The sequence below is a fragment of the Commensalibacter sp. W6292M3 genome, assembly GCF_016101315.1.
Classification (GTDB): Bacteria; Pseudomonadota; Alphaproteobacteria; order Acetobacterales; family Acetobacteraceae; genus Commensalibacter; species Commensalibacter melissae.
Genome location: NZ_JACFQT010000003.1, coordinates 66930 through 86510, shown reverse-complemented (window position 1 = coordinate 86510; position 19581 = coordinate 66930). Strand labels below are relative to the sequence as shown.

31 protein-coding genes and 1 tRNA gene are annotated in these 19581 nt (G+C 38.3%); 11 read left to right on the top strand and 21 right to left on the bottom strand.

All coding sequences use genetic code 11. From position 1 onward, the window contains the following. Window positions 1-17: 17 nt before the first annotated feature. The 14 genes from H3T57_RS07610 to H3T57_RS07545 all read right to left on the bottom strand — a co-directional run bounded on the left by H3T57_RS07610 (window position 18) and on the right by H3T57_RS07545 (window position 7700). Window positions 18-566 carry a hypothetical protein gene (locus H3T57_RS07610; protein WP_198193815.1) on the bottom strand — a complete coding sequence of 183 codons (549 nt, stop codon included), beginning with the start codon at window positions 564-566 and terminating at the stop codon, window positions 18-20. Window positions 567-862: 296 nt separating this feature from the next. Continuing rightward, window positions 863-1657 (bottom strand): hypothetical protein, encoded by a 795-nt coding sequence (locus tag H3T57_RS07605; RefSeq protein WP_198193813.1) that lies wholly within the window; start codon window positions 1655-1657, stop codon window positions 863-865. Between the two features lie 10 nt (window positions 1658-1667). After that, window positions 1668-2576 (bottom strand): DUF488 family protein, encoded by a 909-nt coding sequence (locus H3T57_RS07600; protein ID WP_198193811.1) that lies wholly within the window; start codon window positions 2574-2576, stop codon window positions 1668-1670. A 17-nt stretch (window positions 2577-2593) separates the two neighbouring features. Continuing rightward, window positions 2594-3148 (bottom strand): hypothetical protein, encoded by a 555-nt coding sequence (locus H3T57_RS07595; RefSeq protein ID WP_198193809.1) that lies wholly within the window; start codon window positions 3146-3148, stop codon window positions 2594-2596. Window positions 3149-3172: 24 nt separating this feature from the next. Continuing rightward, complete coding sequence (locus H3T57_RS07590) at window positions 3173-3736, bottom strand: hypothetical protein (RefSeq protein ID WP_198193807.1); 564 nt, start codon at window positions 3734-3736, stop codon at window positions 3173-3175. Between the two features lie 9 nt (window positions 3737-3745). Then, window positions 3746-4159, bottom strand: coding sequence for a single-stranded DNA-binding protein (gene ssb, locus H3T57_RS07585; RefSeq protein ID WP_198193804.1), 414 nt, complete (start codon window positions 4157-4159; stop codon window positions 3746-3748). 1 nt (window position 4160) lies between these two features. After that, window positions 4161-4478, bottom strand: a complete 318-nt coding sequence (locus H3T57_RS07580) for a hypothetical protein (RefSeq protein WP_198193802.1) — start codon at window positions 4476-4478, stop codon at window positions 4161-4163. Next, entirely contained in the window at window positions 4475-5326 is an 852-nt protein-coding gene (locus H3T57_RS07575) for a hypothetical protein (RefSeq protein WP_198193800.1), read from the bottom strand. The genes H3T57_RS07580 and H3T57_RS07575 overlap by 4 nt, the downstream gene beginning before the upstream one ends. Further along, window positions 5326-6174 (bottom strand): hypothetical protein, encoded by an 849-nt coding sequence (locus H3T57_RS07570; RefSeq protein WP_198193798.1) that lies wholly within the window; start codon window positions 6172-6174, stop codon window positions 5326-5328. The genes H3T57_RS07575 and H3T57_RS07570 overlap by 1 nt, the downstream gene beginning before the upstream one ends. Before the next feature lie 234 nt (window positions 6175-6408). Further along, window positions 6409-6669: a DUF2312 domain-containing protein gene (locus H3T57_RS07565; RefSeq protein WP_198193796.1), complete on the bottom strand. Its 261-nt coding sequence runs from the start codon at window positions 6667-6669 to the stop codon at window positions 6409-6411. After that, window positions 6666-6914 (bottom strand): GapR family DNA-binding domain-containing protein, encoded by a 249-nt coding sequence (locus H3T57_RS07560; protein ID WP_155569407.1) that lies wholly within the window; start codon window positions 6912-6914, stop codon window positions 6666-6668. The genes H3T57_RS07565 and H3T57_RS07560 overlap by 4 nt, the downstream gene beginning before the upstream one ends. Before the next feature lie 39 nt (window positions 6915-6953). Then, complete coding sequence (locus H3T57_RS07555; RefSeq protein WP_198193795.1) at window positions 6954-7160, bottom strand: hypothetical protein; 207 nt, start codon at window positions 7158-7160, stop codon at window positions 6954-6956. Beyond that, the gene (locus H3T57_RS07550; RefSeq protein ID WP_122124236.1) at window positions 7142-7393 is read right to left on the bottom strand and encodes a hypothetical protein; all 252 of its coding nucleotides are present in this window, start codon (window positions 7391-7393) and stop codon (window positions 7142-7144) included. Before H3T57_RS07550 ends, H3T57_RS07555 begins: the two co-directional genes overlap by 19 nt. A gap of 112 nt (window positions 7394-7505) precedes the next feature. Then, window positions 7506-7700 carry a Cro/CI family transcriptional regulator gene (locus H3T57_RS07545; RefSeq protein ID WP_155569410.1) on the bottom strand — a complete coding sequence of 65 codons (195 nt, stop codon included), beginning with the start codon at window positions 7698-7700 and terminating at the stop codon, window positions 7506-7508. A 91-nt stretch (window positions 7701-7791) separates the two neighbouring features. Between H3T57_RS07545 and H3T57_RS07540 the strand changes: the two genes are divergently transcribed. Then, on the top strand, window positions 7792-8133 hold the full coding sequence (locus H3T57_RS07540) for a helix-turn-helix domain-containing protein (RefSeq protein WP_198193792.1): 342 nt from the start codon (window positions 7792-7794) through the stop codon (window positions 8131-8133). A gap of 35 nt (window positions 8134-8168) precedes the next feature. Beyond that, window positions 8169-8315: a hypothetical protein gene (locus H3T57_RS07535; RefSeq protein ID WP_198193790.1), complete on the top strand. Its 147-nt coding sequence runs from the start codon at window positions 8169-8171 to the stop codon at window positions 8313-8315. Window positions 8316-8324: 9 nt separating this feature from the next. Here H3T57_RS07535 and H3T57_RS07530 read toward each other — a convergent pair whose 3' ends face one another. Next, entirely contained in the window at window positions 8325-8849 is a 525-nt protein-coding gene (locus H3T57_RS07530; RefSeq protein WP_198193788.1) for a hypothetical protein, read from the bottom strand. 234 nt (window positions 8850-9083) lie between these two features. On the opposite strand from H3T57_RS07530, the gene H3T57_RS07525 reads away from it, so the two are divergent. The 8 genes from H3T57_RS07525 to H3T57_RS07490 all read left to right on the top strand — a co-directional run bounded on the left by H3T57_RS07525 (window position 9084) and on the right by H3T57_RS07490 (window position 12713). After that, on the top strand, window positions 9084-9338 hold the full coding sequence (locus H3T57_RS07525; RefSeq protein ID WP_198193785.1) for a hypothetical protein: 255 nt from the start codon (window positions 9084-9086) through the stop codon (window positions 9336-9338). Window positions 9339-9460: 122 nt separating this feature from the next. Then, on the top strand, window positions 9461-9763 hold the full coding sequence (locus tag H3T57_RS07520) for a helix-turn-helix transcriptional regulator (protein ID WP_155572405.1): 303 nt from the start codon (window positions 9461-9463) through the stop codon (window positions 9761-9763). A gap of 166 nt (window positions 9764-9929) precedes the next feature. Continuing rightward, window positions 9930-10277 carry a hypothetical protein gene (locus H3T57_RS07515; RefSeq protein ID WP_198193783.1) on the top strand — a complete coding sequence of 116 codons (348 nt, stop codon included), beginning with the start codon at window positions 9930-9932 and terminating at the stop codon, window positions 10275-10277. Continuing rightward, complete coding sequence (locus H3T57_RS07510; protein ID WP_198193781.1) at window positions 10264-10758, top strand: siphovirus Gp157 family protein; 495 nt, start codon at window positions 10264-10266, stop codon at window positions 10756-10758. The genes H3T57_RS07515 and H3T57_RS07510 overlap by 14 nt, the downstream gene beginning before the upstream one ends. Further along, complete coding sequence (locus tag H3T57_RS07505) at window positions 10748-11668, top strand: hypothetical protein (protein WP_198193779.1); 921 nt, start codon at window positions 10748-10750, stop codon at window positions 11666-11668. The genes H3T57_RS07510 and H3T57_RS07505 overlap by 11 nt, the downstream gene beginning before the upstream one ends. Before the next feature lie 20 nt (window positions 11669-11688). Further along, window positions 11689-11991 (top strand): hypothetical protein, encoded by a 303-nt coding sequence (locus H3T57_RS07500; protein ID WP_198193777.1) that lies wholly within the window; start codon window positions 11689-11691, stop codon window positions 11989-11991. A 132-nt stretch (window positions 11992-12123) separates the two neighbouring features. After that, window positions 12124-12393: a hypothetical protein gene (locus H3T57_RS07495; protein ID WP_198193775.1), complete on the top strand. Its 270-nt coding sequence runs from the start codon at window positions 12124-12126 to the stop codon at window positions 12391-12393. A gap of 62 nt (window positions 12394-12455) precedes the next feature. Next, the gene (locus H3T57_RS07490; RefSeq protein ID WP_198193773.1) at window positions 12456-12713 is read left to right on the top strand and encodes a hypothetical protein; all 258 of its coding nucleotides are present in this window, start codon (window positions 12456-12458) and stop codon (window positions 12711-12713) included. A 7-nt stretch (window positions 12714-12720) separates the two neighbouring features. Here H3T57_RS07490 and H3T57_RS07485 read toward each other — a convergent pair whose 3' ends face one another. From H3T57_RS07485 to H3T57_RS07460, 6 genes are all read right to left on the bottom strand, one after another. Continuing rightward, window positions 12721-13947 carry a phage integrase central domain-containing protein gene (locus H3T57_RS07485; RefSeq protein ID WP_198193771.1) on the bottom strand — a complete coding sequence of 409 codons (1227 nt, stop codon included), beginning with the start codon at window positions 13945-13947 and terminating at the stop codon, window positions 12721-12723. A gap of 157 nt (window positions 13948-14104) precedes the next feature. Continuing rightward, window positions 14105-14196: transfer RNA gene (locus H3T57_RS07480), tRNA-Ser, on the bottom strand. A gap of 89 nt (window positions 14197-14285) precedes the next feature. Further along, on the bottom strand, window positions 14286-15737 hold the full coding sequence (gene gatB, locus H3T57_RS07475; RefSeq protein ID WP_198193769.1) for an Asp-tRNA(Asn)/Glu-tRNA(Gln) amidotransferase subunit GatB: 1452 nt from the start codon (window positions 15735-15737) through the stop codon (window positions 14286-14288). Further along, on the bottom strand, window positions 15734-17215 hold the full coding sequence (gatA, locus tag H3T57_RS07470) for an Asp-tRNA(Asn)/Glu-tRNA(Gln) amidotransferase subunit GatA (RefSeq protein ID WP_198193767.1): 1482 nt from the start codon (window positions 17213-17215) through the stop codon (window positions 15734-15736). Before gatA ends, gatB begins: the two co-directional genes overlap by 4 nt. Then, entirely contained in the window at window positions 17215-17490 is a 276-nt protein-coding gene (gene gatC / locus H3T57_RS07465) for an Asp-tRNA(Asn)/Glu-tRNA(Gln) amidotransferase subunit GatC (RefSeq protein ID WP_198193974.1), read from the bottom strand. Before gatC ends, gatA begins: the two co-directional genes overlap by 1 nt. Before the next feature lie 748 nt (window positions 17491-18238). Next, the gene (locus tag H3T57_RS07460) at window positions 18239-18550 is read right to left on the bottom strand and encodes a DUF3892 domain-containing protein (RefSeq protein WP_196424089.1); all 312 of its coding nucleotides are present in this window, start codon (window positions 18548-18550) and stop codon (window positions 18239-18241) included. A gap of 389 nt (window positions 18551-18939) precedes the next feature. Here H3T57_RS07460 and H3T57_RS07455 point away from each other — a divergent pair, with 389 nt between their 5' ends. Then, window positions 18940-19086 carry a hypothetical protein gene (locus tag H3T57_RS07455; RefSeq protein ID WP_155580078.1) on the top strand — a complete coding sequence of 49 codons (147 nt, stop codon included), beginning with the start codon at window positions 18940-18942 and terminating at the stop codon, window positions 19084-19086. Window positions 19087-19581 lie beyond the last annotated feature (495 nt).

Here is a 19581-nt window from a genome sequence, read left to right as displayed (position 1 = left end):
CATTTGGAAAAGTTTAACTAATCACCTGATCTTGTTTCAACATCACACATAAAAACAAAGAATTCATAATTCAGTATTTTTTCTTTTAGAAAACCTGATAATTCGATGGATTTTTCATTATCAGGAAAAAAACTCTTGTCCCAAACAAGATTGGGAAAAATCGTATTACCTTTGCAACTTGTTATAAAAGGTTTGAAATCTTTAATTAATCCCATAAATCTAAAGATATTGAATAATGTAACCGCTCCGTATCCCTTATTGTATTTATTGATTTCTCTTATAATATCAATTTTATAAGGATAGTCTTTTCCATAATTACCTATGGAAATTATCAACGGATAATTATCAAAAGGATATACAATTGACCAATCAATATGAATGATATTCGCACATTTGTAATATCCAACAAATCGATTATCAAATACCAGTTTTTTTTCACGATAGAGTTTAACCAACTCACGCACTGATATTTTTTTCAGTTCATTATAGGGAGAAATTTCATTTGAAACTCTTTTTTCCAACAAGGAAATAATATCATGGTTATCGTTTTTGACTACACATGTCATTATACATCTTCTTTTTGATAAATTATAAAATATTAATATGGAGATATATCGTTTAAAATGGACAAAACAGAAAACCCGCCAATAACAGCGGGTTAATAAATATTAAATGCAAAAAATTATTAAAAGGTCATTATAAAAATGTATAAATTAATATTAAGACTGACCGTCACGTATTAATTAATTTATACATTTATCAATTATTTATCACAAACTTTAGTCTTTTTTAAATACAATTATCCATTTTGGTAAAAATGTATCATACGAGTTGAACTCGTGCAAGTATTATTTTTATTTTTTTATCGGGGAGGATAAAAAACCCCTATTATTACAAAAGGGTTTTTAGGTTTTCTATAATGCCACTTATCAGTTGTTCCTAAATATAAATATAAATCTTTTTTTTGGAAAAAATTATCTAAATATTGTTTTTTAACTTTTTTAACAGCTTCTTCTTCACTATTTGAATTTTTCAAACAATTAAGATATAATTGCCCAACCTCCCAATCTATAATACTTAACGTGCTTTTCTTATCCTGATCATCAATAAATTCATAAAAAAATTTTTTTGATAATAATGGCATTAAATCACGCTTGTTAGTATTGGATAAATCAAAAAAATCAGGTTGTTTCACCATATCCTGATAAGATATTTCCTGTTCATCTATATTAACGTTTTCAACATGGAAATTAATAAATTCTTTTGGTTTAAATATCGCTAAGGAAATTTTATTTTCATACGCTAAATTTATAATTTCATTTTTATTTTTATAAATTTTACTTTTTTTAAATATTATATCTTTCCGCTTTTCCCATCCATCTTTTTTAGTATCAATCAATTCACCTGGTTTAATATTTTTTACATCTACAATTTTATAACTTTCTGGACGTATATCTTTTGTATTTTTTTTTATTTTAGCTTCAATCCATTGATACTTTTTATAACGATTCTGATAATCGCAAAACCGGAAAGGTATAGGATATAATCTAATCCATGATCCATCCTCTCTAAATCCAGCTGTACAAACGGTTTCAATATATTTAGAAGAACGACTTGGATATGTTTTTACTACAATAAAAATTTTAGCATTTTCCATTTTTACCTTCTTAAATATGCTGTATTTTGTAATTCCAATCCGGTCTGGATGCTAGTAACTTTGCCACTCTACTTCTATGACATTTTATATATACAGATTCGAAACAAGTTATTGCAATTCTTTTGTTATTGTCCATTATAACTTTTAATTTATCCAAAGCTTCCGACTTTTCCGTAGAAATATATTTTTCATAAGAGTCAAATAAATTATCATAATCATTTTGAGTATTTAATTCTTTTCTAGATTCCGAAACAATTCCCAATTCTGGCAAGTGACAATATTCAATATTTGACTGTTTCAATATTTGTTTTAATGAATCTTTCGAAAATCCATACTTACGGCTTATTGCATTTTTTCTTACATCACAAAGAACACTTATATTATTCTTAATTAAACTGTTTAAATAATTCTCAAGTGTGATTCCTTCGTATCCAATAGTAAAAAATGTGGGTTCTTGTTGCCTGGGTAGTATTTTACTAATTAGATATAACTCATCTTTATTCAATATTTCAGAAATGATCTGGCTTTTTATTCCATAATAAGGATAGTTTTTAAAAATATAACGGCTTAATTCTTTATTTTTAAGACATTTAAAACGATTTATAAATAATGTAAGTCTTTTTTGCTCTATACTATCCAACTCATTGATATAATCATTACTTGTTATCAATCTCCATTTATCACTGGAATCGATCAGTCCAAAATCAATCAATTTCCGACGATCTGCATAAGACTGATATGAAAAACAACCATATTTAGAAGGGATAAATTCATAACTTTTATTTTCCTGATATAAAATTGTATATAAAAAAAGATATTCCTGCAATTCCAAGCTAGACAAACACCCATCAAACACCTGCAATAGTGCAAGCAATAATTTTTGACGTTTATAAAGTTTAATATTTTTTCTATAAGACATAATAATTAATAATTTTATTAGATGGGTGGATAATATATTTTACCAATATCATTTTCCATTATCTCTTCCAGACGTATGCAGGCAGAATTAATATTCCCGTACAGTTTATTTTTTTCAATATTTAACCGTTTCCCTATTTCCTGACAATCCATATTCCCTATAGAAAGCATGACAATGATATCGCTGTTGAATACGCCCAGCATATTCCTGATCTCGAAAAGCTTTTCAAATGCACGGCTTTGCCTGAATGTTGGTCCAAAATCACGTCCGTATATCTGTTTGTTATGGAAAAGATCGCTGATTGTCGCATATATGTTCTTTGTCCTTCCAACAGACTGTTCACACAATATCGCGAACATGTCCAGGCAATCCCTTTGTTTCTGAGTTATCACGCAACGACTTAGAAGCCTGTCATACGAACATTGACGACGTATCCTTGTCTCTTTCTGCTTTGGATTTGCCGGATTTACACCTATGTCCAGGACAATTTCACGTGCCGTAAACCGTTTTTCAAGGTTATGCAACTTTATAATCGGTGGAATTGACCTTGTATTCCTGTTTTTTCTCGCCATTCTCTAAAATATTCCATTGTCTGATCAGTTTTTAATGGATATGCGATCCAGTTCTGCGGTCGGTCTTTTCCATCCATGATCGAACACGAACCATGCGTATGTCTGGGTTCCACTGTTTCTTGAAACATTCTGGTAATCGCCTGGATACATCGTGATCCTCTCGACGAATGTATGAACCCGTGCAAGCTTGCCAAGACTGAAAAGATCCTCGCGTGCCATTGATGCATAGAATGTTATGTTGAGGAACAGATAGACACGGTGTCTTGACTGTCTCAACGCTTTCCATGCCATCTTTTCAGCATGTTTGTATGGCGGATTGGATATGATGCAATCCCACCGCCTTTCATTTTCATACTCAAGAAAATCACGTTGCTGGAAACGGGTTGTTCTGTACCCCCTGTCCTCGATATCGCCACCCTCCACATTATGGTAACCATGTTCATAAAGGGTATTGAGTATGTTTCCCTGTCCACAGCATGGATCAAGAATTGTGTTTCCCAACCCACCGTATATTTCCTCCGCCCTGATCAGTGCTCTGGTACATTCCACGGGCTCGACGTACCAGTCATTTTTCTCACGTTCTGTCATGTAAAATTCCTAGAAAGGTATTTCGTCATCAGGAAAACCGTCATTGTTTCCCGATGGATTCTGGTCACGTCTCTGATTGCCGATATTTATGAGACTTCCCTTGTAATCACTGACAACGATCTCGGTAACATGCCGTCTGTTTCCCATATTGTCGTCCCATGTGCGGGTCTTGATCCTGCCCTCTATGTAGACCTGATCACCCTTTTTCAGGTATTTTTCCGCATATCCAGCCATGTTATCGCTAAAGACAACAATCCTGTGCCAATCGGTCAGCGTTTTCGTTTCACCCGTATTTTTGTCCCTGTATCTTTCACCAGTCGCAACGGACAACAAGGCGATCCTGTTTCCCTGTTGTGTTGACTTCATTTCAGGATCACGACCAAGACGACCGACAATGATTACCTTGTTTATGCTACCGGACATATTATTTCCCCAACAATTTGCCTATCTGTTCGTCGCTCATTCCTGAAACGACAAGCTGGCTTTTGTAATAGGATGGGATGATTAACGAAGGAATAATCAGTATTGATAAAATTATTATCGCTGTAGATAATAGATTAATCTTTTTAAAACCTCTTTTTCGGAATATTTCAAATTTATCTTTATTGAAATAATATTCCTTAAATATAAGGAATTGTAATACTACTATCAAAAAAAACCCAATAAAAGAAATAACATCACATAATCCATGTAAAGAAACATACATGGTTTTTGCATGGTTAATCGCGTTTATGTCCATCATGCAACTCCCACAATCAATCCGGCATTGCTGATTATCTCAAACTGACGTTTTGCACTTTCAACCAGCCTGATTTTTTCAAGAAAAATATTCCTTATTCTCTCGTCCTCAATTTCATTCATTTTCTCTGTAAGGAACTGAATGATCCGGTCATGATCCCTTCTCGAGATATCATCCGGAAAATACCTTTCAACCACTTCATCCATCTCGGTAACAAGATTGTCGACAGGTTTCAAACGCTCCCTGATTGCCCTTATCCTCAGACTGTATTCCTCTTCCTCTTTTTCCCTTATTCTTGCCTCTTTCACGCGTTTTCTTTCCATCTCTTCCAGAACGCTATCTTTCCCTGATGAAAATACGCCATTCACAATAGATTTCAGATTTTCGATTTCGTCATCCAGTTTCTTTTTCTCCTCATCAAGAACCTGCTTTATCTCGTTCGCTGACGGGAAGAATTTGCTGATGGTTGACAACCTGTAGGCAATTGTCTCGTTGAATATACAATCCGGATAATTCCGGAACGTTCCATAGGTCGCCTTCACCCTGAAACTGAAATCATTTTTTCCGTAGGGATTTGCGACTTGCACATTCACAATCGACAGCACCTTGCAGACAGTTTCCATTGTCAGCGGAATTGAGGACATGTTTATCAACCGGTCAAGATGCTCTTTCGCCTCCCGACGTGATTTATCATCAATACCGACAGGTTTTGAAGCGATCACAAGGTCAGTCATGCCTTCTCGTGAATATCTGGAATGACATGTCTGATTTTTAAACTGTCTGATCCATTGCGGAATGGAAGCGATAACCATCTGCAGGGATTGATTGCCTGACGTTCTTACCTGGTTCATCAAAAACCCCCGTATCGTTCATTGTGTTCCTCAATCATCCAGTCAAACTTTCCCGGTTTTTCCTGACTGCAATTTTGCCAGTTTTTCCTTGGGAAAGGATGAATATTCCGGTATTGGGACGATCTTCTGCACCAGTTGCGCCACGTCGCGTTCCAGTCCCGTTTTTTGGCATTCGCTCCAGCCTTTGAACGCCAATAATCACAGAACTCCCTGTGAGTGTTCTCTGGATCAATCCCCTCATCCAACGCGCATTGACGGTTTTTATCCGTCAGCTCCCAATCGTCTGGCAAAATTGTTCCAGACAATGGATTTCTGGATTTTGGCTTGACCTGTTTTTTTTCATCAGGGGGAATTAAAGGGGGTATATTATCTACGTTAGTAGATATATCTTGTTCTTTATTCTTGTTCTTGTTCTTATATATAGACGAATCTTGATTTATTGGCTGTTTACCGCCAATCTGTGTAACACTTTTGGTAACACTACCGGTAACAGGGGTGGTAACACCGTCGGTAACAGTCTTGGTAACAGAAGGCGTGACAGATCTGGTCATGCGTCGACAAAAGATAACACCGTTTTCGTCTTTTGATAAAACACCTTTCCTCTCCAGTTCCGCCAGATAACGGATGACATATTGTTTGTGACCGTTTGTGAAATTGGCTATTTGAGTGATCGTCATCGGCTGTCCGTTCAATTCCAGATATCCGTAACGATCAGACCGTGTCATGAGACCGATCAACTCAAACCACAAACCTCTTGCGCCATAAGAACAGCTTTGAAGATTTATATCGAGTTGCCAGTCTTTGAAATAAAACTTTACCCAGCTATGATTTTTAGGCATATTTGTCATGATAATTCCCCTTCCGTATGGTTCCTGGGGAAAATCGACGTTTCATCTCTATCGTTTACTGGATATACTTTTTCTGTAAAACAAGACCCTTTTATATTTACCGGGTTTACAATTCTTGAATCATTCTCTAATTTTGTCATCGCTCTTACTTTCAAAAGAGTGGGCATTGTGGGGTGTCGCTGCTGTCAAACTTTGACCCCCACAATTGATTGTTTCCTGTCTATATTTTTTCATCTACATACCCAACGCACGACGATAGACATCAAATAGATTTTCCTGTTCATCCACCTCAGATGGTGTCTTTTCCCTCGCCTTGATTATCCTTCTGATCACGGGAACATCAAATCCCGCAGATTTTGCCTCGGCGTAGATATCCCCGATATCACTTGCCAACCCTTTTCGTTCCTCTTCCAGACGCTCGATACGTTCAACAATTGTCCGGAGACGATCAACTGCGATACCTCCGGATTCCGGTTTATTTTCAGTTTCGTTCATAAATTGTATCCTTTCTTGATTGTCATGTACTTTTCAAGAACATTCTCGTTTTTCTTTTCCGCGTATGTCTTGTTTTTTCTGCACATGATAAGTCTTTTCAGGGCATAGACATTGACACCATGTCTTTCCGCATTTGAATAGATTCTCTTGATATCCTCGTTGATACATTTTTTATCAACCTCGAAATCCTCTATTTTATCGACAGCCTCGCATAAATGTTTCCTGAATTCCTGTTCACTGACCATTGTCTATCCACTCCTTTATATCGCTGGTTCAGTCCCTTCCTATTTTCCATCCTGTTTTACCTTTTCCTGCAAATCACGATTAACCTCCAGCAATTTTCTGGCCTTATTATTCATGATAACGACTTGAGACCATATTTCCCCTTTACATAATGCAAAAGACAGAAAACCCAATCGCAATTCGATAAAGCCATCACCATGGTCAAATCCAAAACCACGCCAAGCAGCTGTTATAATTCCTGTAAACACTTTCTGGTTTCCTTTACTGTTTTGATGATCTCTTTTTCCAATTCAGGACAATCAGCCATCAGGGTAATCAAGTCCTGCATTCTCGGTGCGTTTTTACCATATAGCCAGTTCTTAAAAGTGACCATTGACCAACCACGCTTAACAGCGACAAGCTTAGGAGCGTTACGCACTTTTCCATATCTTTTCTGTATGTGTCGTTGAGTCATCTCAACACAAAATTCATTGGTAACCATGGTAAAAATTTTACACTTTTTTTGACTAAAAATTTTCAACAATTTCCTCCATAACTATAACTGTTCGTCAAAATAGTTATGGAGGAAGAAGGTATGGGCTTGAGAATTTTTTCTAACTCCCCTGTATTTTTTTAAAAATATCAGGACGCAATTCTTCACGGGGGATACCTGTCATATGTTCAACCTCGACTACCCGCTTGGGTGGTACCTGTTTCCATTGACAAACAGCAGAATGTGAAATCCCTAATTTTTTCCCCCAATAAGAAGGGCCGCCTGTTTTATTAATAAGTTTTTTTAAATTCATCATGATATCACTGTAAGAGATTCTTACCTAAAAATCAATATAAAAAGTAAGTAAAACAGTCACAATAATTATTAATTTATAGTTTTATGGAAAAATGGAAACTTTAGGTCAAAAAATTAAGAGGCTAAGACAGCTTAGAAACCTTTCTCAAGTCACGGTCGCGGACGCCATAGGAATTACGCGTCCATTTTTGACCGGCATTGAAAGAGGAAGAGAGGCTCCCGGAAGGGAAACTCTAGTCGCGTTGGCAAATTTTTTTGAAGTTTCCGTAGATTGGCTTGTCAATAGCCAGAATAAAGATGAGGCCACTTACACGCTCAATAAAAAAGAGGCTAGGTTACTTTTCGCCTTTAGAAACATGAACCCAGAAAAAGCGGATATGTTTCTAAAGCTGATGACTGATGCCGCTCAACATAATGAGAAAAACTGTAATTAGCAAAACCATAAAAATATTATTAGAAAGCAATATCAATGGCTAAAAAACCAGCACCACCTAAACCCCAATTTGATACTAAAGAAAAACCCAATGATCAAAAAAAAACACCACTGCGAAAAGAACCCATAGATGATATAGATGATGATATAGATAATATATCTAATGAAAATTTTACGCGATAAAATCAAACCCTAAATAATATGATAAATACATAATAACGCAATTAAAAAGGCAATCAATGGAGCACTAACAAAGATTGCCCATGCGCACTTCATAAACAATTGAATTTTTTTATATTTTTTCATATTTTTTTTACTATCTGATTCATACACATCAGCAAGATGTTCAGTTATCTCCAGTTCTGTCGTAAATCGTTTCTGAAATAAATCTATTTTTTTAGTAGTAATATGAGTGTAAATCCATGGTGTCGAATAAAGGTTTACAACACACAAAACCCCCACCGCCATTAATAATAAAGCTAAAATAATTAAGGGAAGAAAAAATTCTCTATGGGTAAATAAAAGAGAGATCACCAATATGATCAGTGTAATAACCCATCCCAATAAATTATTTGCTCTATTTTTAAGTCTTTGAACAGCTAAATCCAAGCGATTGGCTTTATCTTTTTCATATTCCAAAACTAGCTTTGCACACCACAACCTTAATCCATCATCACTGACCTCACCCACTTCTATTTCTTTATTTTCAATATTCATTTTAAAGCTCACTTTTGATAATAGAAAAAATTTATCATATCTATCATAAGCTCATATCATAATTGGCCATAATTTTTTATGACCGATAAAACCAATAATTTCCAATTTTATAATAAAAAACAACAAAAGTAAATTTTTCTTACATTTCCTATTGACAGTAATGTAAGAATCTCTTACTGTAGATTACAGGAATGATTGATACAAACTTCAACCAAAACTATAAAGAGGCAAACCATGAAACATGACATTGATTCCAAATGGTTAAACAAGGGACAGGTATGCCAGAGATTAGGTGGCATCAATTATACAACCCTGGACTATCTGATCAGTGAAAATAATTTTCCTCAAGGGTTCAGGGCAAAAGTTGTTCGTTTTGTTAAATGGTATATTCCCGCCATTGAGGAATGGGAACGAAAACAATTTAACATTTTTCCTAAAAAAGGAATCCCCGCAAAGGGAAAGGAAATGACTCTAAAAGCCACATCCTAGTTTTATTCACAATGTCAATGAGCTGTTATCATTACTTATTTCGCATAATGCGATTTAATTGTCAATATTAAAATAACGGATAATGCTAATTAATTTTCGCAATTTTAATATCTAATGGAGATATGAAAATAGGAAATAGTTTTAAATTGTACAGAAAAAGTAAAGGTATCGGGCAAGCGATGATGGCAGAAATTGCCGGAGCGTCCATAACCTCTATTAGTGACTGGGAAAGAGGACGAAATAACCCTGAATTATCAAAGTTGATTAAGATTGCGGAGTATTTCGATGACACACTAGATGAAATTATATTTTTTAATGAGAATCGACAAAAGAAAAATACCAGAGAAGAACAGAAAATTTTGGAAAACTACAGAAAAGCTCCCATGAATATTCAACAATCTATCAGGATCATGCTTAATATATAAAATTAATTTCGCATGATGTTAAATAAATATCTTGACTGATATAACGCATTATGCGAAATTAAGGTCATAAAGGAAACAAAAACCTTTTGATTGGCTACAGTACAAACAAAAAAAAGACCGAGCAGTAACTCGATCTTTTCCCTAACCCCTAATGGAGTAAAAAACAATGTATCTTATCAATACTATCAAAAAACTGTTTTGTCCAGAAAATTCTTCCAATGAGATCGACAAACGGTATGACATTCATCATTTGAATATCATTCATTTTTATGAATCAGAAATACGGGGAATGAAAAACAGGATTTGTTTATTGAAAGACAATATCAAAAAAATGGAGCGTTGTGAAATAAGGATAGCCGGTCTCAATCAGGAAAGGGCGAAACATTACCGTGACCAGCGTGAGGAATATGAACGCCAGGTTAAAGAACTGCAAGAGAATATCTCCCTAAGAGAGGCGATGCTTGATGCAAATCATTCAATTTCTGGAATGAAAGTCATAAATGGCCATGCATGACACTGATATAGACAGTTTCCTGAAAGAGAAACACAACGACCTGATCAAACCGATTTTCAATGAGTATGTTCAGATCATGAAAAGAGAGGATATGCCTGACGATCATAGGTTGGCTGAATCCGTGTATACATTGAACAGGTTCGTGAATGCGATAAAATCGTTTACGGAACTGGCGAAATCAAAGCTAACTGAAAACATGCAAAAAGATGGTGTCTTGAGCTACAGGACAGAAGACCTGACAGTTTCCCTTGTCAGTCCGGTTCCGTCCTGCATCATATCTGATCCCGACATTATTTCCAGGCAGCACCCTGAATTAATGTCCCCTCCCAAACCTGACAAGACCGAGATAGCGAAAAGACTTCGCAGGGGTGAGGAAATCAATGGAGCGTATCTGAATAATGGTGGGCCACCAACATTGAGAATCACGCCGGCAGGTAAAAATGCAAATCCATATGCGGGAGAAAATAGCCATGAACAGTAAAGTAGTCATACTTCCAAGGGAAAACCAGCCTGTTCAATCAATCCAAAATAAGCAACCTGTCGGATTGAGTACAAAGTTTGAACCAAACAGTTTTCAGGAATTGATTTTATTTTCCGATAGACTGGCAAGAACAAACTTTGTTCCCAAAAATTACAGGGGTAAACCGAATGACATATTGTGCGCCATCCAGATGGGTGCCGAGCTTGGACTTTCCCCAATGCTTTCCTTGCAGAACATAGCCGTTATAAATGACAGGCCTTCCATCTATGGCGATGCGATGCTTGCGATATGCAAGGCATCCCCTCTTTGTGAAAGTATAGAGGAGTATCTTGACGGGGATCAGTCACAAATCGAGACATTGACCGCGATATGCAAGGTCAGGAGAAGAGGTTTCAAAAATGGGATAACAGGCTCTTTCAGCTGGGAAGATGCCAAAACCGCGGGACTTGCGACAAAAGCGGGGGCATGGACATCATACCCAAAAAGAATGCTGCAAATGAGGGCCCGTGGTTTCGCTCTCAGGGACGCTTTTCCTGATTTGCTGAATGGCCTGATAACCCGTGAAGAGGCAAATGATTACCAGCATGAGGAAAACGGTTTCAGACAGAAAGATGACAGTCATTCGTGCGATGGCGATAACAGGTTGGGCAACCAAATTGAGCATGACGGTGATGGCAACCTGTCAAGCAATGACATTGAGGATAAATATGAACGCTGTTTACAATATATCAACACAATAGAAACAACCAGGAAACTTGAGGATTTTACACGGCATTCAAAATTCATAAATCTATGTAGCGAGATAAGTCCTGAACAGAAAGAAAGGCTGTATGAACTTGTAAATCAAAAGGCTGATAGTCTCAATCAGGAAAGTCCTGATGATTTCATTGAGGAAATGCCTGACTGCTGATTGACATGGGATATATTGAAATGCTGGAAATTAATGAAAAAAACAGTATAAAACCTGATAAATGGTACGATTGCAATGGAAAGGATTTTTACAGTTTCGCGATTGACAGATTAATGCCAAGCCAGTTGGAGGTCTGGGGATACCGCTATCATGAGGATGATCCGAATTACAGGGACGAAACGGATGAACTGTTTTATCTGACCCGTCTTGGCAGTCCAATTTCATACGGTCTTGATGATAATTATGACGAGGTGGCGATACTTACATCATCAATCAGCTGCTGGAGATTGAGACCGCAAAAACTAAGGGAAATAAACCGATGACACAAGGATTTTCCAAATGGATATGATTGTGTTGCTGACAATATTGATATCCAGTTCCGCATGGTTTGGATACACATTGTCAAACGTTACGAATAACAGAAATAAACACCAGTGATTAAATGAGGTGAAATCATGGATAACAATTCATTATCTATCGTAAAAAACGCCGCAAGAAAACAATTCCGTTTAACTGTCAGACAATTCGCGATAATGACAATGGTCTATATGGATGGAATTGAGGAAAGTGTTAATTACTATGCAAACGATCTCAATATTTCAAAACCATCTGTTTGTAAGGCACTCAATCATCTGGAAGAAATTCATCTTGTAAAACGTGAAAAAATTTATGCGACGATAGAAAAATCAAAGTTACAAAAACTGATATTGGTATCCAGTACATGAAAAATATTGGTGCCATTCATTAAGATAAAAGATCAAACAATACAAAAAAGACTGCCGATACAATGAACGATAGAGAAGAAAACAAGATCACAAGATTTCAAAAAGAGTATGACAAACTTCTAAAAAAATACAATCTTGGTCATGCAATCAATCCAATCATCGGTTTCGACCTTATCGCCCTCATGGCCAACTTCAGTGAAAGAGAGGTTAGAAGACGGGCGAAGGACAGCGATTTCCCGCCAATCTATCAAATGTCATATAAAAACAAGGGTTGCAAATTGCATGACGTGCAGCAATGGATAGACAGCCATAAGATATGATGGAATTTTACCGGACAGCAACCAGCTCATTTGCATCCCTCAAATCCCTGGTGATTATATCGGCCCATTCCTGCATCAATATTTTTCTACGGTCAAAATGTGTTGTCCTGTTATACGCTCCCTCAACCTGGTTCGGATTGACATGTGCGAGTGCGAGATCAATTACAAACCTGTCCTGTGGAAACCTTTCATTCATGATCGTGGAAAACAGGGTGCGAAAACCGTGCGGTACATGCCTTTGATAATAGCCTGCCCTGTTGATTAGATATCCCAGGGCGTTTTCACTCATTGCCTTTGAAGAATGCCGATAATTTGGGAATACATATTCAAGATGGCAACTGAACTGTCTGACAAGATTGATTACCTCCACAGCCTGACGTGACAGAGGAACAAGATGTTCCCGCTTTTTAGCCTTTTCCCCTTTCATGCGTTCTTTCGGAATACGCCATACAGGATTTTCACCTTCAAGATTCTCAAATTCAGACCATCGTGTAAATCTCAATTCCGATGACCTGACCGCTGTCAGTATCAGAAAACGCATCGCCAGTTTCGTAACCGGATAGGCAGGTATCCTGTCAACCTGCTTTATCATGCCCACCGCTTCATCAAAATTGATAATGGCCGGTTGCTTACCTTTTGTTATCGGCAATAGGGCAGGCCCTATGATAGACGCTGGATTGTCCTTGCATATTCCGCTCGCAATGGCATGAACGAAAACCCCGTCCAGTCTCTGGCGAATGCGGTGGGCTGTCTCTATAGCCCCCCTTTTCTCGATATCATGCAGATTTTTCAGAATAATTTGCGGAGTCAACTCAACAATGGGTATGCCACCCAAATAGGGAAAAACATCCCTTTCAAGACTGCGGATTACATCCGTCGCGTGTTTTTTTGACCAAAGTGTTTTTTTTGTGTCCCACCATTTCCTTGCCACAACCTCAAGTGTGTTTTCATAATTTGATATGGCAAGCTCTTTTTTCAACAGTTTGTCTGTATTTGGATTGCGTCCCTCACGAATGCCGTTCCTCACATCAAGTGCGGCTGATCTTGCATCTGCCAGGGACATGGATGGATAATGCCCGATTACGATCATGGATTCTTTACTGTTGAATTTATAACGAACCCGCCATGATTTTGTTCCTGATCTTGATACATTCAGATAAAGGCCATTCCCGTCATTCAGGCGATATGGCTTGTCTTTTTTCCTGGCGGAATTAACCCTTGAATCTGTCAACACGATTTGTACCCACTTTCCTTGAATTTGTACCCACTTTTGTACCCACTTTCTATCGCATAATCTGTCATGAACTGGCAAGAATATGATAGGTAAATATGAATTTTTTTAGGAAAAACAAGGTATTTGTCAGGAATTGGCAATATTCAACATATGTAACTGGCGGAGGGGATGGGATTCGAACCCACGGTACGGCTTACACCGTACAACGGTTTAGCAAACCGTCGCCTTCAGCCACTCGGCCACCCCTCCGCAAGAAGAGCCTGCCTATAACACGACGTTTGCTTTTACCGTTTCTAATCATTTATTCGAGGACTGTCAATTTCCTTTTTCAATTTTTATCAAGATAAATGCTTTTTTAAAAGCTCATTGACTATTGTGGGATTGGCTTTCCCCTTCATTTCCTTCATAACCTGTCCGACAAAGAAACCAAAAAGCTTGTCTTTACCTGATTTATATTGTTCAACCTTATCTGCATTGACTGACAGAATATCGGCAATCACTTTGTCAATTGCCGTAGTATCCGTTACCTGTCTCAAACCTTTGCGTTCCACGATATCCGCAGGCATATCACCTGTTTCAACCATATCCTCAAAAACCTCCTTGGCAATCTTACCATTGATGGTTTTATCAGCGATCAAGTCCAGCAAAACACCAATTGCCTCAGCCTTTACAGGACTTTCTTGGATTGACAGACCCTTTTTATTCAGTACGGCAAACAGTTCGCCTGTGACCCAATTAGCGGCCAAACGCCCATCCCGACCCTTTGCAACAATTTCAAAAAAATCGGCAATGTCTTTTTCAGCTACCAGAACATTGGCATCATAACGGGGCAATCCATACTCATTCTGGAAACGGTCTCGTTTTGCATCCGGCAATTCAGTCAGGGTTGCCTTGAGATGGTCAACGTGGGATTGCTCAACGACCAGAGGCAGCAAGTCCGGATCTGGGAAATAACGGTAATCATGGGCGTCTTCCTTGCTGCGCATCGTACGGGTTTCCCCCCTGGCAACATCGAATAAACGGGTTTCCTGATCCACCTCTCCCCCATTTTCATAAATTTCCACATGTCTTTTGGCTTCAATTTCAATTGCCTGCATGACATACCGAATGGAGTTGATATTTTTCAATTCGCAACGCGTACGATATTCCTCACCGTGCTTACGGACAGACACATTCACATCCGCACGCATTGATCCCTCCTCCATATTTCCATCACAAGTACCCAAATAGCGCACAATCGCACGGATTTTGCGTAAGTAGGCACCTGCCTCTTCCGGTGAGCGCATATCCGGCTCACTGACAATCTCCATCAAAGCCACACCAGAGCGATTTAAATCAATACAGGTCTCTTTTGGGGCAAGGTCATGAATGGATTTTCCAGCATCCTGTTCAAGATGCAAACGGGTAATACCAATCTTCTTGACCGTACCGTCATCCAGTTCGATCTCGATTTCACCCTTGCCAACAATAGGATGCGTAAATTGAGAAATCTGGTATCCCTGTGGCAAATCGGCATAAAAATAATTCTTGCGGTCAAAACGACTTACCAGATTAATCTGGGCATTTAACCCAAATCCTGTACGAATGGCCTGATCAACACATTCACGATTGATGACGGGCAACATACCGGGAAAAGCGGCATCAACAAGACTGACCTGCGTATTGGGTTCACCACCAAAATGCGTGGAGGCACCTGAAAACAATTTGGCCTTACTGATAACCTGGGCATGGACTTCAAGACCAATAACAACTTCCCAGGATCCTGTTGACCCTTCAATCACATAACTCATAGGGAAACTCCAGAACGAATGGCGGGTTTATATGTGAAATTGGCAGCTTTTTCCATTGCTGACCCAACAGCAATCAGGGTCTCCTCATCAAATGGACGACCCAGCAACTGCAAACCCAGGGGAAGACCCTGGTCATTTAACCCGGCCGGCAAGGCCAGACCAGGCACTCCGGCCATACTGGCGGGAACGGTGAAAATATCATTCAGATACATTTGTACGGGATCATCCTGATGTTCACCTTTGGCAAAAGCGGCTGATGGTGCCGTTGGTGTCAAGAGAACATCCACCTTTTCATAGGCATTCATGAAATCCTGATAGATAAGTTTGCGAACCTTCTGCGCCCGGAGATAATAGGCATCGTAATAACCGGCCGACAACACATAAGTACCCATCAAAATACGGCGTTTCACCTCTGTACCAAAACCCTCTCCGCGTGTATTCGCATAGAGTTCCTCAAGACTTTTTCCACTGACACGGCGACCATAGCGCACCCCGTCATAACGGGCCAGATTGGATGAGGCTTCAGCAGGGGCAATGATATAATAGGTGGCCAATCCGTATTTAGTATGAGGCAGGGAAACATCCACGATCTCGCAACCGGCCTCTTTCAACCAGTCAATTCCCTGCTGCCAGATTGCCTCTATTTCAGATGACATGCCAGGAGCGCGATATTCTTCTGGAATACCCACACGCAACCCCTTCAATGAACGGTTACAGGCCGCACGATAATCCGGAACCGCCCTGTCCACGCTTGTGCTGTCTTTTGGATCAAAACCGGCCATTGATTGCAACAAGATTGCACAATCCTCAACGGTTTTTGCCATGGGCCCAGCCTGATCAAGCGAGCTGGCAAAGGCAATAATGCCCCAACGACTGCATCGCCCATAGGTTGGCTTGATTCCGGTGATACCGCAATATGCTGCCGGCTGACGAATGGAGCCACCCGTATCCGTTCCGGTTGCCCCCAGAGCCATCCGCGCCGCCACGGCAGCCGCGGAACCACCAGAAGAGCCGCCGGGAACCAGAAACGCATCATCATTTTTGCGTTTCCATGGATTTTCAACGGCACCGAATGCCGAATTCAGGTTGCCGGATCCCATCGCGAATTCATCAAGATTGGTCTTGCCCAAAAAAACGGCTCCATTCCTCAATAAATTCGAGGTCACCGTACTTTCATAGGGTGGAACAAAATTTTCCAAGATACGGCTGGCGGCGGTTGTTGGAATGTCCCTTGTACAAAAAAGATCCTTGATCGCCAAAGGAATACCGGTCAGTACCGGCGCATCCCCCGAAGCCAGTTTTTCATCTGCCGCCCTGGCCTGACCAAGGGCGACCTCTTCCGTTACCGTGATATAGGCATTGATCCGGCTGTTTAACTGACCAACCGCCTTCAGATGATCCCGTGTCAATTCCTCCGCGCTGAATTTCTTTTGACGCAGGCCCTCGACCGCGTCTGTAATCGTCATTTCTGTCAGCATTATTCAACCACTTTCGGAACAGCATAAAAATCGGCGATACGTTCTGGAGCATTGGATAAAACAGCCTCACGGCAATTGCCATCGGTAACCTCATCATCACGCATTCTCAATTGTGCATTTTCTGCCCCAACCATTGGTTCAACCGCGGAAACATCCAGCTCGTTTAACTGCTCAACCCAGTGTATTATACCCCCCAAATCCCGGGCATAGGTTGCCACTTCTTTTTCCTTGACGGCAAGTGCAGATAATTTAGCGACCCGTTGGACAATCTTCATGTCCAAGGAATCATCCTTTTGCTTATCAGTCAATTCTTCCCTCACAATAGTAATAAAATTTCAAAATGAAAAAATCAATTTTAATCCATCTATATCAAAAGATCAAAACAAACCTTTTTCCCAAATATTCATATTAGCTATTTAAATTGGCCGGATGGGATTACAATATTAAAGGGGGCAAAAGAATAACGGTTTGCGAAAACCAGACCGTGCAAAAAGGATAAAAAAAACTGAATGATTTTTTCACTCGATATTCCAGAATCTGATTCAGGAATACCTAATAAGCAAAATCATCCAGCCTGAAATTTATTGATAAAAATATTTCCATTAATGCTAGGTACAAATCCCTTGTATCAATGATAATATTGAATCTATAAATATAAAATTAACGTTAAATAACCTAAGAAATTAAAGTAATAAATTACAATTACATTAAAATCAAATCAAAATTCAGGTAAATTACCTAAATTATCTTTTAGTTACAAAGTTTTTATCACATTCCCAGATTTGTAATTTGACAATATGAGAATGATCAATATTGTAACTTAATGCTGTAAAAATTTAGTTTGTACATTTACTCATGATAAATACTCCTTAAATTAATGATATTAAATAATACATTATTTTACCGCAACGATCTAATCACAACTGTTTAACATTATAACTAGGTAAAATTAATGAAATTTGTTTAAATGAAAATAACCGATAAATGGATAAACTGGATGTATTGGACATATTTACGTGAACATTACAATTCGGGCAAATTTCCCAGATTGTCACTGGTTTCCGGATTGGTATCGGTTCGCAGGAATTTTTCATTTCCAACCGTTACAATACCGACATCACCGCCCTTTTCCCATTTTCCATCCTCACCTTTGTATTCGGTGATAAAAACCAGGTTCTCATTGTCAATGGCATTAATGATATCAGCCCTTGACCGTATATCCGGGCCGATCAGTTCGGCCCCGATATGTCGCCAGCACTTGAATGCAACGATATGTGAACGTTCATTATTGTATCTTACTTCGGTAATTACGTAATCCACCCATTTATTCATCATAAAATACTCCATAAATATAACGATCTTTAACAATATATTAACTACATGAAACGATCAAATCACGAAATTATCAAATTTTTGTTAAGAGAAATAACATTTGCGCCATTAAACTGAATGGACAATAATAAACGGATTTTAATATATATTTGAAATAATTCATTAAATCGAATTTCAGATATAGAATCCATTCCGATACGAATAACCTTTTTATCCGCAATAAAGGGAACGGGACAAATTTTAATTCGTTTAAAAAATTATTTGCAAAAGGGAATTTTACACGTATAGTAACAGGAGCATCCGGCGAATAATGCCTTGATGCGGTTGAATAAGATGCTACAACATCTTACCCAACCTAATCATCACAGACCAAGTTTTGAACGGAATCTGCAATGACTGATTTGAATTTATATCACACTGTTAGCCCTTTCGCTATCACCAAAAATAAATTTTATTCAGAAACCAACCCTCTCATTCTGCGGTTTACTGCACATTTGGGGAACAGGGCCGTTTGTTCGCTGGATGCCGCATTTATTTAATTTCCATTAAATTGTTAAGGAGAACCAACGAATGAATTTACTTGTATATTTACCATTTCCATCAGGATTCACGTAAATGGCCGTTCCCTTGCTTAATTGTTTTTAAAATACAAAAAATTTATTTCCCCCGGTTTCATGACCCTGAAGAAGCCATTTTCTACCGGGGGAATATATGAGATATTTCAATAATTTTCAGGTTATTTCCGTATTTTTATAAACAGTGTTATTTTCATTCATGCAAATGTTGTATTGAACAGAATTTTGTCTCCAGATTTTCCCTTTTCATTTCATAAAATCTTTTTTTCAAGGAATTTATTTTGATAAATCCGACATGATCCTGTCACTGGATAAAATTGAAAATCTGGATATCAGTTCCCATCATTTTTCAATAAAATCTTATGGTATAAAAGACCCTGTTATTTTTCGATTCCGAAATATTTATTATTGTTTCAAAAACGATCAATTTTTTTTGAAATTTTGCCACTTTATAAAAAA

What these genes read in the sequence shown, in the direction of transcription:
- H3T57_RS07610 (WP_198193815.1), bottom strand. Translation starts at nt 566, where the DNA reads ATGACATGTGTAGTCAAAAACGATAACCATGATATTATTTCCTTGTTG.
- H3T57_RS07605 (WP_198193813.1), bottom strand. Translation starts at nt 1,657, where the DNA reads ATGGAAAATGCTAAAATTTTTATTGTAGTAAAAACATATCCAAGTCGT.
- H3T57_RS07600 (WP_198193811.1), bottom strand. Translation starts at nt 2,576, where the DNA reads ATGTCTTATAGAAAAAATATTAAACTTTATAAACGTCAAAAATTATTG.
- H3T57_RS07595 (WP_198193809.1), bottom strand. Translation starts at nt 3,148, where the DNA reads ATGGCGAGAAAAAACAGGAATACAAGGTCAATTCCACCGATTATAAAG.
- H3T57_RS07590 (WP_198193807.1), bottom strand. Translation starts at nt 3,736, where the DNA reads ATGACAGAACGTGAGAAAAATGACTGGTACGTCGAGCCCGTGGAATGT.
- ssb (WP_198193804.1), bottom strand. Translation starts at nt 4,159, where the DNA reads ATGTCCGGTAGCATAAACAAGGTAATCATTGTCGGTCGTCTTGGTCGT.
- H3T57_RS07580 (WP_198193802.1), bottom strand. Translation starts at nt 4,478, where the DNA reads ATGATGGACATAAACGCGATTAACCATGCAAAAACCATGTATGTTTCT.
- H3T57_RS07575 (WP_198193800.1), bottom strand. Translation starts at nt 5,326, where the DNA reads ATGAACCAGGTAAGAACGTCAGGCAATCAATCCCTGCAGATGGTTATC.
- H3T57_RS07570 (WP_198193798.1), bottom strand. Translation starts at nt 6,174, where the DNA reads ATGACAAATATGCCTAAAAATCATAGCTGGGTAAAGTTTTATTTCAAA.
- H3T57_RS07565 (WP_198193796.1), bottom strand. Translation starts at nt 6,669, where the DNA reads ATGAACGAAACTGAAAATAAACCGGAATCCGGAGGTATCGCAGTTGAT.
- H3T57_RS07560 (WP_155569407.1), bottom strand. Translation starts at nt 6,914, where the DNA reads ATGGTCAGTGAACAGGAATTCAGGAAACATTTATGCGAGGCTGTCGAT.
- H3T57_RS07550 (WP_122124236.1), bottom strand. Translation starts at nt 7,393, where the DNA reads ATGGTTACCAATGAATTTTGTGTTGAGATGACTCAACGACACATACAG.
- H3T57_RS07545 (WP_155569410.1), bottom strand. Translation starts at nt 7,700, where the DNA reads ATGATGAATTTAAAAAAACTTATTAATAAAACAGGCGGCCCTTCTTAT.
- H3T57_RS07540 (WP_198193792.1), top strand. Translation starts at nt 7,792, where the DNA reads ATGGAAACTTTAGGTCAAAAAATTAAGAGGCTAAGACAGCTTAGAAAC.
- H3T57_RS07535 (WP_198193790.1), top strand. Translation starts at nt 8,169, where the DNA reads ATGGCTAAAAAACCAGCACCACCTAAACCCCAATTTGATACTAAAGAA.
- H3T57_RS07530 (WP_198193788.1), bottom strand. Translation starts at nt 8,849, where the DNA reads ATGAATATTGAAAATAAAGAAATAGAAGTGGGTGAGGTCAGTGATGAT.
- H3T57_RS07525 (WP_198193785.1), top strand. Translation starts at nt 9,084, where the DNA reads ATGAAACATGACATTGATTCCAAATGGTTAAACAAGGGACAGGTATGC.
- H3T57_RS07520 (WP_155572405.1), top strand. Translation starts at nt 9,461, where the DNA reads ATGAAAATAGGAAATAGTTTTAAATTGTACAGAAAAAGTAAAGGTATC.
- H3T57_RS07515 (WP_198193783.1), top strand. Translation starts at nt 9,930, where the DNA reads ATGTATCTTATCAATACTATCAAAAAACTGTTTTGTCCAGAAAATTCT.
- H3T57_RS07510 (WP_198193781.1), top strand. Translation starts at nt 10,264, where the DNA reads ATGGCCATGCATGACACTGATATAGACAGTTTCCTGAAAGAGAAACAC.
- H3T57_RS07505 (WP_198193779.1), top strand. Translation starts at nt 10,748, where the DNA reads ATGAACAGTAAAGTAGTCATACTTCCAAGGGAAAACCAGCCTGTTCAA.
- H3T57_RS07500 (WP_198193777.1), top strand. Translation starts at nt 11,689, where the DNA reads ATGCTGGAAATTAATGAAAAAAACAGTATAAAACCTGATAAATGGTAC.
- H3T57_RS07495 (WP_198193775.1), top strand. Translation starts at nt 12,124, where the DNA reads ATGGATAACAATTCATTATCTATCGTAAAAAACGCCGCAAGAAAACAA.
- H3T57_RS07490 (WP_198193773.1), top strand. Translation starts at nt 12,456, where the DNA reads ATGAACGATAGAGAAGAAAACAAGATCACAAGATTTCAAAAAGAGTAT.
- gatB (WP_198193769.1), bottom strand. Translation starts at nt 15,737, where the DNA reads ATGAGTTATGTGATTGAAGGGTCAACAGGATCCTGGGAAGTTGTTATT.
- gatA (WP_198193767.1), bottom strand. Translation starts at nt 17,215, where the DNA reads ATGCTGACAGAAATGACGATTACAGACGCGGTCGAGGGCCTGCGTCAA.
- gatC (WP_198193974.1), bottom strand. Translation starts at nt 17,490, where the DNA reads ATGAAGATTGTCCAACGGGTCGCTAAATTATCTGCACTTGCCGTCAAG.
- H3T57_RS07460 (WP_196424089.1), bottom strand. Translation starts at nt 18,550, where the DNA reads ATGATGAATAAATGGGTGGATTACGTAATTACCGAAGTAAGATACAAT.
- H3T57_RS07455 (WP_155580078.1), top strand. Translation starts at nt 18,940, where the DNA reads ATGACTGATTTGAATTTATATCACACTGTTAGCCCTTTCGCTATCACC.